The sequence below is a fragment of the Streptomyces sp. ADI95-16 genome (genome assembly GCF_003721495.1).
GTDB classification, from domain to species: Bacteria; Actinomycetota; Actinomycetes; order Streptomycetales; family Streptomycetaceae; genus Streptomyces; species Streptomyces goshikiensis.
This window is the reverse complement of record NZ_CP033581.1, coordinates 4,255,680-4,268,735: the sequence shown is the minus strand read 5'-3', so window position 1 is coordinate 4,268,735 and position 13,056 is coordinate 4,255,680. Positions and strand designations below refer to the sequence as shown.

Genomic DNA, 13,056 nt, shown 5'->3' with positions numbered 1-13,056 from the left:
GTGGACTTCACCTTCACCGAGGAACAGCAGGCCGCCGTCGAGGCGGCGAAGGCCGTGTTCGCGGATGTCGCGCCCGACAGCGTGCCCAGCCCGGCGCTCACCCCGGGGGCCGTGGCAGAGGAGTTCGACCGGCCCCTGTGGGCCAAGCTGGCCGCCTCCGACCTGCTGAGCCTGGTCCTCGCCGAGCGGCACGGCGGGGCCGGCCTCGACGCCGTCGCCCTGTGCCTGGTGCTGCGCGAGGCGGCGAAGGTACTGGCCCGGGTGCCCCTGCTGGAGCACTGCGCCACCGCGATGGCCGTCCAGGCCCACGGCAGCCCCGAACTGGCCTCCGCCCTGCTGCCCCGCGCCGGGCGCGGCGAGCTCGTCCTCACCGCCGCCGCCCACGGCCGCACCGGCCACGACCCCGCCGAACTCGCCGTCAGCGCCCGCCGCGAGGGCACCCGGTGGTCCCTGGACGGGGTGCAGACCTCCGTGCCCTGGGCCCACAGCGCCGACTGGATCGCCGTACCCGCCCACACCGGCGAAGGAGAGGCCGTCCTCGCGCTGGTCCCGCGCACCACCGACGGGCTCACCCTCGCCGACCAGTACTCCACCAGCGGGGAGCGGCTCGCCGAACTCACCCTGGACGGCGTACGGGTGCCCGAGGCGCACCTCATCGACACCCCGGGCGCCTGGGACCGGCTCCGCCAGCTCCTCGCCACCGGAACCTGCGCCCTGGCACTGGGACTCGGCGAGAACGTGCTCGCCATGACGAGCCAGTACACCGGCAAGCGCGAGCAGTTCGGCTTTCCGGTGGCCACCTTCCAGGCCGTCGCCGTCCAGGCAGCCGACCGCTACATCGACCTGCGCGCCATGGAGGTCACCCTCTGGCAGGCCGCCTGGCGGCTCGACGCCACGACCGGCGGCGCCGGCGGACCGCTGCCGAGCGCGGGCGATGTCGCCGTCGCCAAGATCTGGGCCTCGGAGGGCGTACGCCGGGTCGTACAGACCGCGCAGCACCTGCACGGCGGCTTCGGCGCCGACACCGACTACCCTCTGCACCGCTACCACGCCTGGGCCAAACAGCTGGAGCTCCAGCTCGGCCCGGCCGCGGCACACGAGGAGGCCCTGGGCGACCTGCTGGCCGCCCATCCCCTCGCGTGACGCCCCGCTAGAGCACGAAGGCCGGGTTCCCGTTGTCGGTCACCATCGGGCGCCCGGCGCCCTCCCAAGCCTGCATGCCGCCGTCGATGTTCACGGCGTCGATCTCCTGGCGCACCAGGTACTGGGTCACCTGGGCGGAACGCCCGCCGACCCGGCACATCACATGGACGCGGCGGCCGTCCTCGACGGCCTCCGTCAGCTCACCGAAGCGGGCCACGAAGTCGCTCATCGGAATGTGCAGCGCACCCTCCACGTGCCCGGCCGCCCATTCGTCGTCCTCGCGGACGTCCAGGACAAAGCCTTCGGAGGGCACCGCGGCGGCGTCCACCGAGGGGAGCGGTCCGAAGTTCATACGTCGCCTTCTCTCATCGCAGGTCTGACCCTCAACCTATCCGAGCCCCGCCAACGCATCAGCCACAGGCGCGGGCCACATCCAGCCCCGCCGGCGTTTGAGGCGCGGGGTCCGGGGCGGAGCCCCGGAAAGCCGGGCGCAGCCCGGGCCGCGTGCGGCACAGCCCCGCACGGCCCTCGGCCCCGACCTTCACCACGGCCCGGCAGGGATCAGGCCAGCCCCGCCAGCTCCGCTTCCCGCTCGGACACCGTGGCCAGCAACTGCTCCGCGATCTCCTCCAGCAACCGGTCCGGATCCTCCGGCGCCATCCGCAGCATCGACCCGATCGCGCTGTCCTCCAGCTCCTTGGCCACCATCGCCAGCAGCTCCTTGCGCCGCGACAGCCACTCCAGCCGCGCGTACAGCTCCTCGCTCTCGCTCGGCCCCGCCGCCTCCGGCGCCGGACCCTCGGCCCACTCCTGCGCCAGCTCGCGCAGCAACCGCTCGTCGCCCCGCCCGTACGCCGCGTTGACCCGCGCGATGAACTCGTCGCGCCGCGTCCGCTCGGCCTCGTCCTGGGCGAGATCCGGATGCGCCTGGCGGACCAGGTCGCGGTAGAGCCGGCGTACCTCCTCCGACGGCCGCACCCGCTCCGGCGGCCGCACCGGCCGCTCGGTGAGCATCGCGCCCGCGTCGTCCGAGATCCCGTCGGTGTCGAGCCAGTCGTGGAAGAGCTCGTCCACCCCCGGCATCGGCATGACCAGCGAGCGCGCCTCGCGGGCCCGCCGCAGATCCTCCGGATCACCGCTGCGCGCCGCCTTCGCCTCCGCGATCAGCGCGTCCAGTTCGTCGAGCCGCGAGTACATCGGCCCGAGCTTCTGGTGGTGCAGCCGGGAGAAGTTCTCGACCTCCACCCGGAAGGTCTCCACCGCGATCTCGAACTCGATCAGCGCCTGCTCGGCGGCCCGGACGGCCCGCTCCAGGCGTGCCTCGGGGCGCTCCTCGCCGGGGACCGTCTGTTCAGTCTGCTGCTCGCTCACCCGGCCAGCCTAAGGCCGGTCCGCCCGGGCCGGTGTTTCACGTGAAACACCGGCCCGGGACCGAGACCCGAGAAAGCCGGTCGGCAAGCGGCTCAGACCCCCGCCTCCGCCGCGATCCGGCCGCTCCGCACCGCCGCCACCAGGTCCGCGTGGTCGGCCTCGCTCCGGTCCGCGTACGCCACGGCGAACGTGGCCATCGCCTCGTCCAGCTCGTCGTTCTTGCCGCAGTACCCGGCCAGGACCCGCGGATCGGCGCTGTGCGCGTGCGCCCGCGCCAGCAGCGCGCCGGTCATCCGCCCGTAGTCGTCGATCTGCTCGGGGGCCAGGGCCGCCGGATCCACGCTGCCCTTGCGGTTGCGGAACTGGCGGACCTGGTAGGGCCGCCCCCGCACGGTGGTCCAGCCCAGCAGGATGTCGGAGACCACCTGCATCCGCTTCTGGCCGGCCACCACCCGCCGCCCCTCGTGCTCCTCCGGAGCGGAGGTGAACCCCAGGGCCGGCAGGTACGGCAGCAGTGCCGAGGGCCGTGCCTCCTTCACCTGGAGGACGAGCGGTTCGCCGCGGTGGTCCAGCAGCAGCACGACGTACGAGCGGGTGCCCACGCTCCCGGTGCCCACCACCCGGAAGGCCACGTCATGGATCGCGTACCGGGCCAGCAGCGGCAGCCGGTCCCCCTGCAGGGTCTCCAGGTACGGGCCCAGCGAGGCCGCCACGGCCGCCGCCTCGCCGTCGCCGACCCGGCGCAGCACCGGCAGGGCGTCCACGAAGCGCCGTACGCCGTCCGTACCGGCCTCGGTGGACTTGGCGGCGAACCGGGCGGAGGTGTTGTTGCGGGCCTTCTCCGAGACCCGCTCCAGCGTGCCCAGCAGGTCCCGGGCGTCGGTGTGCGAGACGAGTTCCTCGTCCGCGATGGCGTTCCACGCGTCGAGGGCGGGCAGCTTCGCCAGCAGCCGCATGGTCCGCCGGTAGGCGCCCACCGTGTCCAGCGCCGCCGCCCGGCAGGTGTCCTCGTCCGCGCCGGCCACCCGTCCGGCCAGCACCAGCGAGGTCGCCAGCCGCTTCAGGTCCCACTCCCACGGACCGAACACGGTCTCGTCGAAGTCGTTCAGGTCGATGACGAGCCGCCCGCGCGCGTCCCCGTACAGGCCGAAGTTGGCCGCGTGCGCGTCACCGCAGATCTGCGCGCCCACCCCGGTCACCGGCCCGCCGGACAGGTCGTGGGCCATCAGCCCGGCCGACCCGCGCAGGAAGGCGAACGGGTTCGCGGCCATCCGTCCCACCCGGATCGGCGCCAGCTCGGCGACCCGCCCGGCATTGGACTCCTCGACCGCGCGCACGGCGTCCGGCCGGCCGGCGGGTGCCTCGAAGCCCGCGTGCGCCGCGCGCGGTACGCGCTCCCGCAGGGCCTTGCCCGCCGCACGGGGCGAACCGGAGACCGTCCGGGGTGCGAACCCCGCGACGACGGGTATCCGCCCGCCCCCCGTCGTCCGGTCCGGCCCCGCCACCCGCTGCTCCGGTATCGCCACCATGCGCGCCGCCCCCACCCGTACCCGTCGTACTGTCCCGGCCAACATCATCAATTCCGGCCCGAACCGTATCTACAGGCCGGCGTCCCTGGCCAGCAGGGCCGCCTGTACGCGGTTCTCGCACCCGAGCTTCGCCAGGATCCGGCTCACGTACGTCTTCACGGTGGCCTCGCTCATGTGCAGCCGCCGGCCCGCGTCCGCGTTCGAGAGGCCCTCGCCCAGCAGCGCCAGCACCCCGCGCTCCCGCTCGCTCAGCTCCGCCACCCGGCGCCGGGCCGCCTCACCGCGCCCCGCGGCCTGCCCCGAGGCCAGCTGGTCCACCACGTGCCGGGTCGCCGCCGGTGACAGGTAGGCGTCCCCGGCCGCGGCCGCCCGTACGGCGCCGATCAGCTCGCCCGGCGCCGAATCCTTCAGCAGGAACCCCGCGCCGCCCTGACCGAGGGCCCGCAGCACGTTCTCCTTCTCCCCGAAGGTGGTCAGGATCAGCGCGCGCACCTCGGGCGCCGCCCGGCCCAGCTCGCCCAGGGCCGTCAGCCCGTCCATCACCGGCATCTGGATGTCCAGCAACATCACGTCCGGCGCGTGCGCCCGCGCGAGCTCGACCGCCTCCCGCCCGTTCGCCGCCTCCGCGACGACCTCGATGTCCGGCGCCGAGGTCAGGATCATCCTGATCCCGGCCCGGATCAGCGGCTCATCGTCAGCGATCACCACTCGGACCACCCTGGCTGTCACCCGCGCTCCTACTGCTTGACCTCGTACGCCTGCTTGTCGACGAGCTTGCCGTCCGTGAAGCAGAACCGGAAAACCAGATCCTTGCCCAGATCCGACGGCCCGTCCGCCGCCAGGAACGCCAGGCACTCCGAGCCGGCCGGCCGCGTCGGGCCCTTGCGGTCGAGTCCCGAGGTCAGGACGGAGTCCCCGCTCGGCAGCCGGTCGCGGACCTCCTGCTCGGCGGTGCCGATCCGTACCGCGTCGTACTCCTCCCTGTCGATCACCCCGTCCTTGAACGAACCCGCCATCAGGACGACCACGACCCCGAGCGCGACCAGCAACAGCACCCCCGCCGCGAACGCGATCCCGCAGCCCATCGCGACGCCACCGGCCCGGCTGCGGCGGGGTACGGTCAGCTCCCGGTCCACCGCCGCCCAGTCCATCGGCGGCGTGCCGTCCAGTACGTGCGGCCGCAGCCGCTGCCCGAAGTCGTCCGCCGCTTCCTCCACCCCGGCCGGCTCGGCGCCGTACGGCAGCACCCCGGCCACCCGGAACCCGCCGCCCTCGGTCGGGCCCGCGTGCACCATGCCGCCCACCAGCCGCGCCCGCTCGCGCAGCCCCGTCAGGCCCTGCCCGCCCGAGACCACCTCGCCGGCGCCCGGCCCGGCCGCGGGCCCGTTGGCGATCTCCACCACCAGCGAGTCGTCCTCGTACCGCAGCTCCACCGCGATCGCCGCGCCCGGCGCGTGCTTGTACGCGTTCGTCAGCGCCTCCTGCACGATCCTGTACGCGGCGTGGTCGCAGGCCGCGACCAGCGGACGGGGCCGCCCGGTCGTGGCCAGCCCGACGTGCGTGCCCGCGCCCCGCGCCGACTCCACGACCCCCGCGATCCCGGCCACCCCGCGCGCCGCGGGCTGCGCGGCCTCCTCCACCGGGACCGGCGCCGCCACCCCGTCCCGCAGGATCCCGACGACCTCGCGCAGCTCGTGCATCGCCGCCACCGACGCCTGCCGCAGTACGCCGACGGCCTCGCGCTGGCGGTCGGTGAGCTTCGGGTCCACCTCCAGCGCCCCGGTGTGCACCGAGATCAGCGCCAGCTGGTGCCCCAGGCTGTCGTGCATGTCCTGGGCGATCCGCTGCCGCTCCAGCAGCCGGGCCTGCCCGGCGATCATCGCCCGCTCCCGCATCAGCTGCGCGTTGCGCTCCTGGAGCGCGCGCAGCAGCGTCCGGCGCTGCGACCAGTACCGGCTGGCCAGACCCGGCATGACGGTCGTCACGATGAACAGCAGCATGGTGAACACGATCACCAGCAGCGGCCGCATCTCGGACTCGCTGACGACACCGAGGCCGACGGCCGCGACGAACGCCAGGCTGAAGGCGGCCAGCGCCCGGCCCACCCCCTCGATCCGGCGCCCGGCCGACCAGCCGAGCAGGCCGGTCACCAGCAGCGCCCCGGGGAGGACCGCGCTCAGCGCCGAGCCCGCCACCAGCGTGGCCGCCGGCAGCCTGCGGCGCAGCAGCGTCAGCGCCACGACGAGCACGGCGCTGGCCAGCATCCGCGCCCCGGAGCCCCGGTCGAGTTCCTCGACGCCGAGCCCCAGCACCGCCGCCACCGTCGCGAGCGCCAGGTCTCCCGCCAGCATCCGCCGGGTCCAGGGCTCGGGCCCCTTCAGCCAGTCCCAGCCCGCCCGCACCCTCGCCGTCGCATCCACGGGCCCGACCCTAGACATCCGCACCCGCCGCCCGCCGCCCTCTTTCGTCGCGCCCGGCCCGACGAAAGTCGGACGGCCGACCCCCCGTCAACACCCCCCGCCCGAACAGATGTGGCCGGGATCACTCGACAACCCGCCCGGGGCGCAACGCCGCTGGGGCGGCGGGCGGGAGACGGGCCGCGGTCCGGCCCCGAACTCACCTGACCCGCAGGGGGAAACACGAAACGGCCGCCACCACTTTCGTGGTGACGACCGTCTCGTCGATGTGGGCGAGGGGGGATTTGAACCCCCACGTCCCGAAGGACACTGGCACCTGAAGCCAGCGCGTCTGCCGTTCCGCCACTCGCCCGAGCAGCGTCCCAGTGGTTCTTCCCTTGCGGGCCGTTCCCCTGGCGACATCGGAACATTAGCACGTCGGAGGGGGTGGATTCACATCGCTTTCCCCGCACCCCGCGCACCCGCCACGACGGGCCCCTCCCGCACTCCGCTCCCGGTGCGGGACACTGTCATCGGAGCGCCCCTACGATCCCTTGTGAGGACCAACACTCCTCGCCACAGGACCGATGGGGAACCAGCCGAATCCGCCACGCGTGGATACGATCAGTAAGCAGTACAGGGCGACAACGACGGAGGAGGTGCCCCATGGGAGTCCTGAAGCGGTTCGAGCAGCGACTCGAAGGTCTGGTGAACGGCACCTTCGCCAAAGTGTTCAAGTCCGAAGTCCAGCCGGTGGAGATCGCCGGCGCCCTCCAGCGGGAGTGCGACAACAACGCCACCATCTGGAACCGCGAGCGGACCGTCGTCCCGAACGACTTCATCGTGGAGCTCAGCACCGGCGACTACGAGCGCCTGAGCCCCTACTCCGGCCAGCTCGGCGACGAGCTCGCGGGCCTCGTCCGCGACTACGCCAAGCAGCAGCGCTACAGCTTCATGGGCCCGATCAAGGTCCACCTGGAGAAGGCCGACGACCTCGACACCGGTCTCTACCGGGTCCGTAGCCGTACGCTCGCCTCCAGCACCTCCCAGGCTCAGCCGCAGGCCCCCCAGGGCCAGCAGCAGCAGCCCGGCGGCTACGGCTACCCCCCGGCCGCCGCTCCCCCCATGCCCGCGGCCCCGCCTCCCGGCGGAGCCGCACGCAGGCCCGCCCCCGGCGGACCCGCAGCACCCGTACCACCCGGCGCCCCCGGCACGACGCGGCGCTGGATCGAGATCAATGGCACACGCCACCAGATCTCGCGCTCCACGCTCGTACTCGGCCGAAGCACCGAAGCCGACGTGCGGATCGACGACCCCGGCGTATCCCGCCGGCACTGTGAGATCCGGACCGGAACGCCTCCGACGATCCAGGATCTCGGGTCCACCAACGGCATCGTGGTGGACGGGCAGCACACCACCCGCGCTACGCTCCGCGACGGCTCGCGGATCGTCGTGGGCAGCACCACCATCATTTACCGGCAAGCCGAAGGGTGAAGCGGGGGCAATGTCAGAGCTGACCCTGACGGTCATGCGGTTGGGTTTCCTGGCCGTTCTGTGGCTGTTCGTCATCGTGGCCGTACAGGTCATCCGCAGCGACCTCTTTGGTACGCGAGTCACGCAACGCGGCTCACGCCGCGGCGGCGGCGGCGCCACCAGCGCGCCACAGCAGGCGGGTGGCCGGCAGAGCGCGCCGCCACAGCAGCGCCAGCGCCGCGGAGCGCCCACCAAGCTCGTCGTGTCCGAGGGCACCCTCACGGGCACCACGGTGGCCCTGGCGGGCCAGACGATCACGCTCGGCCGGGCGCACGACTCGACCATCGTGCTGGACGACGACTACGCCTCCAGCCGCCATGCCAGGATCTATCCCGACCGTGACGGCCAGTGGATCGTCGAGGATCTCGGGTCCACCAACGGCACGTATCTCGACCGGACCCGGCTGACCACACCGACGCCCATTCCGCCGGGCGCCCCGATCCGCATCGGCAAGACCGTCATCGAGCTGCGGAAGTAGTACGAGAATGAGCGAGCGGAGCGAGCGAGCCGCGACGGTCCGTCCCATCCAGGACACGGACCCGCGCGCGCTCCCGACCGGAGGGTGGGCAGTGTGGCTCAAGACCGGTTGTACCCGGAGCCGACCGGCGAGGTGCGCATGAGTCTGTCCCTGCGGTTCGCCGCCGGATCGCACAAGGGCATGATCCGCGAGGGGAACGAGGACTCCGGCTACGCCGGCCCCCGTCTCCTCGCGATCGCCGACGGCATGGGCGGCCAGGCCGCCGGCGAAGTCGCCAGCTCCGAGGTGATCTCCACCCTGGTGCAGCTCGACGACGACGTCCCGGGCTCCGACATCCTCACCTCCCTCGCCACCGCCGTGCAGCGGGCCAACGACCAGCTGCGCGTCATGGTCGAGGAAGACCCCCAGCTCGAAGGCATGGGCACCACGCTCACCGCCCTCCTGTGGACCGGCCAGCGCCTCGGCCTCGTCCACGTCGGCGACTCCCGCGCCTACCTGCTGCGCGACGGCCTCCTCACCCAGATCACCCAGGACCACACCTGGGTGCAGCGCCTCGTCGACGAAGGCCGCATCACCGAAGAGGAAGCCACCACCCACCCCCAGCGCTCCCTGCTCATGCGGGCGCTCGGCAGCGGCGACACCGTCGAACCCGACCTCTCCATCCGCGAGGTCCGGGCCGGCGACCGCTACCTGATCTGTTCCGACGGGCTCTCCGGCGTCGTCTCCCACCAGACCCTGGAAGAGACCCTCGCCGACTACCACGGCCCCCACGAGACGGTGCAGGCCCTCATCCAGCTCGCCCTGCGCGGCGGCGGACCCGACAACATCACCTGCATCGTCGCCGACGTCCTGAGCACCGACAGCGGTGACACCCTCGCCGCCCAGCTGAACGACACCCCGGTGGTCGTCGGCGCGGTCGCCGAGAACCAGCACCAGCTCTTCGACGGCAACGCCATGCAGACCCCGGCCGGCCGGGCCTCGGGCCTGGGCCGCCAGGCCTCCCCGCCCGCCGGCTCCTTCGGCCCGCCCGGCAGCGGCGAGAACCCCGGCTACGGATTCCCCGAGCAGAGCCAGGGCGGCGGCTACGGTGGAGGCGGCGGCTACGGCGACCCCGAGGCGAACTCCTTCGAGGGAGACCAGCGCTACGAGGACACGTACGACCACCCCCGCAGGCGGCGCGGCAAAGGCCGCAAGTGGACGACGCGTACGCTGCTCCTCCTGATCGTCGCCGGCGCCATCGGCGGCGGTCTCTACGGCGCCCACCGCTGGACGCAGACGCAGTACTACGTCGGCGTCAAGGGTGAGCACGTCGCGCTCTACCGGGGGATCAGCCAGAACCTCGGCTGGATCCACCTCAACCAGGTCGAGACGGACCACCCCGACATCGAGCTGAAGTACCTGCCGCCGTTCAAGCGCAAGCAGGTCGAGGCCACCATCACCGAAAACAGCCTCGATGGCGCCCGCCAGAAGATCGACGAACTCGGCGTCCAGGTGTCCGCCTGCAAGAAGGACGAAGAACGCCGCAACGCCGAATCGCAGAACGCCCAGACACCCAGCCCCAGCCTGACTCCCGCGGAGCAAGCGCTGGTCGGCCTCTGCGGCAAGTAGACACCCGCGGGCACAGGGGGCCTGCCACACCATGAGCGTTGTCACCAATACGACCACCATCGGCGCCATCGAGCTGCCGAGCCGGCGGAACACCGAGCTCCTGCTGCTCGGCTTCGCCGTGGTCATCCCGATCTTCGCCTACGCCAACGTAGGCCTCGCGATCCACGGCAAGCTGCCGCCCGGCATGTTCCTCTACGGCCTCGGCCTGGGTGCGCTCGCCGGCGTCGCCCACCTCGTGGTGCGCCGCTACGCCAAGTACGCCGACCCGCTGCTGCTGCCGATCGCCACCCTGCTCAACGGCCTCGGCCTCGTTCTCATCTGGCGCCTCGACCAGTCCGAGCGCCTGCAGAACCTCGCCAAGCGCCAGTTCGGCCTCTTCACCGAGTCCGCCCCCCGGCAGATGCTCTACACGGCGCTCGCCATCGCCCTGTTCTCCGTCGTGCTGCTGGTCCTCAAGGACCACCGCGTGCTCCAGCGGTTCACGTACATCTCCATGGCCGCCGCGCTCGTCCTGCTGATCCTGCCCGTCGTCCCGGGCCTGGGCGCCGACGTCTTCGGCGCCAAGATCTGGATCAGCGTCGGCGGTTTCTCCATCCAGCCCGGTGAGTTCGCGAAGATCGTCATCGCGATCTTCTTCGCCGGCTACCTGATGGTGAAGCGCGACGCCCTGGCCCTCGCCAGCCGCCGCTTCATGGGCCTCTACCTGCCGCGCGGCCGCGACCTCGGCCCGATCCTCATGATCTGGGCGATGAGCCTGCTCGTCCTGGTCTTCGAGAACGACCTCGGCACCTCGCTGCTCTTCTTCGGCATGTTCGTGATCATGCTGTACGTGGCCACCGAGCGCACCAGCTGGATCGTCATCGGCCTCCTGATGAGCATCGGCGGCGCCGTCGTCGTCGGCGCCACCGCCAGCCACGTCAAGGCCCGTGTCACCGCCTGGCTCGACCCCTTCGACTGCTACAGCACCTCCGGCGCCTGCGAGCAGGTCGGGCAGTCGATCATGAGCTTCGGCTCCGGCGGCGTCCTCGGCGCCGGCTGGGGACAGGGCAACTCCGACCTCATCGGCTTCGCGGCCAACTCCGACTTCATCTTCTCCACCGTCGGCGAGGAACTCGGCCTCGCCGGGGTCATGGCCTTCCTGCTGCTCTACGGCCTGATCATCGAGCGCGGCGTCCGCACCGCCCTGGCCGCCCGGGACCCCTTCGGCAAGCTCTTCGCCATCGGCCTCTCCGGCGCCTTCGCGCTCCAGATCTTCGTCGTCGCCGGCGGAGTCATGGGCCTCATCCCCCTCACCGGCATGACCATGCCCTTCCTCGCGTCCGGCGGCTCCTCCGTCCTCGCGAACTGGGTGCTCATCGCCATCCTCATCCGGATCAGCGACACCGCACGCCGACCTGCCCCGGCACCCGCCCCGTCCCCCGACTCCGAGATGACACAGGTGGTCCGCCCGTCATGAACAAGCCCCTGCGCCGCATCTCGCTGTTCTGCGGGCTGCTCGTCCTCGCGCTGCTGATCCGGACCAACTGGCTGCAGTACGTCCAGGCCGAGGAACTCAGCACGCGCAAGGAGAACCGCCGGGTCCAGATCGCCCAGTACGCCACCCAGCGCGGCAACATCATCGTCAAGGGCGGCGACCCCATCACCGGCTCGGCCACCACCGACGGCAGCGACTACAAGTACAAGCGCACCTACACGGACGGCCCGCTCTGGGCCCCCGTGACCGGCTACGCCTCGCAGGCCTTCGGCTCCACCCAGCTCGAATCCCTCGAAGACGGCATCCTCACCGGCAACGACGACCGGCTCTTCTTCGACCGCACCGTCGGCATGTTCACCGGGGAGAAGAAGCAGGGCGGCAACGTCGTCACCACCCTGAACCCGGCCGCCCAGAAGGCCGCCTTCGAGAAGCTCGGCGACAAGGTCGGCGCGGTCGCCGCCATCGACCCGCGCACCGGCGCGATCCTGGCCCTGGTCAGCACCCCCTCGTACGACCCCTCCAGCTTCGCGGGCAACTCGAAGAACGACGAGAAGGCCTGGGTGTCCCTCAAGGACAGCGAGGACAAGAAGCTCGTCAACCGCGCCCTGCGCGAGACGTACCCGCCCGGCTCCACGTTCAAGGTCGTCACCGCCGCCGCCGCGCTGGAGAACAGCGTCGTCACCGACATCAACGCCCCGACGGACACCCCCGAGCCGTACATCCTCCCCGGCACCAAGACCCCGATGGTCAACCACGCCAGCGGGTGCGAGAAGGCCAGCCTCAACAAGGCGCTGGAGGTGTCCTGCAACTCCGTCTTCGCCAACGTCGGCGACAAGGTGGGGCGGGACAACATGGTGAAGACCGCCGAGAAGTTCGGCTTCAACGACGACAAGATCGACACCCCGGTCCGGGCCTTCTCCAGCGTCTACGACAAGACCATGAGCCGCGACGGCAACGCCCAGAGCTCCATCGGCCAGTTCAACACCGCCGCCACCCCGCTCCAGATGGCCATGGTCACCGCCGCGATCGCCAACGACGGCAAGCTGATGAAGCCGTACATGGTCGACCAGCTGACCGCCCCCAACCTCGACGTCATCGAGAAGCACGAGCCGCAGGAGATGAGCCGGCCCCTCTCCGCCGCGAACGCGCAGAAGCTCCAGCAGATGATGGTGAACGTCGTCGAGAAGGGCACCGGCGGCAACGCCAAGATCAAGGACGTCACCGTCGGCGGCAAGACCGGCACCGCCCAGCACGGCGAGAAGAACGCCAAGCGCCCCTACGCCTGGTTCATCTCCTACGCCGAGAACCCGGACGGCAGCTCGCCGGTCGCGGTCGCGGTCGTCGTCGAGGACAGTGACGCCAGCCGTGAGGACATCAGCGGCGGCGGTCTCGCGGCCCCGGTCGCCAAGGCGGTCATGGAAGCCGTACTCAAGAGCAACAAGGGCTGAACGACCCCACCGGAGTGATACGGGCCACAGAAGACGCCCGGATCGGAGCGTACTGTACCGGTCCGGTATCAGCCTG

The 13,056-nt window shown here is 71.8% G+C and carries 11 protein-coding genes and 1 tRNA gene; 6 read left to right on the top strand and 6 right to left on the bottom strand.

Annotated features, from left to right (window positions below; translation table 11 throughout):
* On the top strand, nt 1-1,143 hold the full coding sequence (locus EES41_RS18865; protein ID WP_123079589.1) for an acyl-CoA dehydrogenase family protein: 1,143 nt from the start codon (nt 1-3) through the stop codon (nt 1,141-1,143).
* Between the two features lie 7 nt (nt 1,144-1,150).
* On the opposite strand, the gene EES41_RS18860 is transcribed toward EES41_RS18865, so the two are convergent.
* From EES41_RS18860 to EES41_RS18835, 6 genes are all read right to left on the bottom strand, one after another.
* Complete coding sequence (locus tag EES41_RS18860; RefSeq protein ID WP_123079588.1) at nt 1,151-1,495, bottom strand: rhodanese-like domain-containing protein; 345 nt, start codon at nt 1,493-1,495, stop codon at nt 1,151-1,153.
* Between the two features lie 209 nt (nt 1,496-1,704).
* Entirely contained in the window at nt 1,705-2,514 is an 810-nt protein-coding gene (locus EES41_RS18855; protein ID WP_073773971.1) for a J domain-containing protein, read from the bottom strand.
* Between the two features lie 92 nt (nt 2,515-2,606).
* Nucleotides 2,607-4,043, bottom strand: a complete 1,437-nt coding sequence (locus EES41_RS18850) for a DUF2252 domain-containing protein (protein ID WP_174261702.1) — start codon at nt 4,041-4,043, stop codon at nt 2,607-2,609.
* 69 nt (nt 4,044-4,112) lie between these two features.
* A complete protein-coding gene (locus EES41_RS18845; RefSeq protein WP_164496114.1) occupies nt 4,113-4,760 on the bottom strand; it encodes a response regulator transcription factor in 648 nt (215 codons plus the stop codon).
* Between the two features lie 20 nt (nt 4,761-4,780).
* Nucleotides 4,781-6,463: a sensor histidine kinase gene (locus EES41_RS18840; protein WP_355797209.1), complete on the bottom strand. Its 1,683-nt coding sequence runs from the start codon at nt 6,461-6,463 to the stop codon at nt 4,781-4,783.
* A gap of 266 nt (nt 6,464-6,729) precedes the next feature.
* Nucleotides 6,730-6,812: transfer RNA gene (locus EES41_RS18835), tRNA-Leu, on the bottom strand.
* 293 nt (nt 6,813-7,105) lie between these two features.
* On the opposite strand from EES41_RS18835, the gene EES41_RS18830 reads away from it, so the two are divergent.
* The 5 genes from EES41_RS18830 (at nt 7,106) to EES41_RS18810 (ending at nt 12,980) form a co-directional block, all read left to right on the top strand.
* Nucleotides 7,106-7,933 carry a DUF3662 and FHA domain-containing protein gene (locus EES41_RS18830; RefSeq protein WP_123079586.1) on the top strand — a complete coding sequence of 276 codons (828 nt, stop codon included), beginning with the start codon at nt 7,106-7,108 and terminating at the stop codon, nt 7,931-7,933.
* 10 nt (nt 7,934-7,943) lie between these two features.
* Nucleotides 7,944-8,450, top strand: coding sequence for an FHA domain-containing protein (locus tag EES41_RS18825; RefSeq protein WP_100581279.1), 507 nt, complete (start codon nt 7,944-7,946; stop codon nt 8,448-8,450).
* A gap of 138 nt (nt 8,451-8,588) precedes the next feature.
* Entirely contained in the window at nt 8,589-10,058 is a 1,470-nt protein-coding gene (locus EES41_RS18820; RefSeq protein WP_250569678.1) for a PP2C family serine/threonine-protein phosphatase, read from the top strand.
* Nucleotides 10,059-10,089: 31 nt separating this feature from the next.
* On the top strand, nt 10,090-11,514 hold the full coding sequence (locus tag EES41_RS18815) for an FtsW/RodA/SpoVE family cell cycle protein (RefSeq protein ID WP_073773975.1): 1,425 nt from the start codon (nt 10,090-10,092) through the stop codon (nt 11,512-11,514).
* Nucleotides 11,511-12,980, top strand: a complete 1,470-nt coding sequence (locus EES41_RS18810) for a penicillin-binding protein 2 (protein WP_123079584.1) — start codon at nt 11,511-11,513, stop codon at nt 12,978-12,980. Before EES41_RS18815 ends, EES41_RS18810 begins: the two co-directional genes overlap by 4 nt.
* The last annotated feature ends 76 nt before the right edge of the window (nt 12,981-13,056 follow it).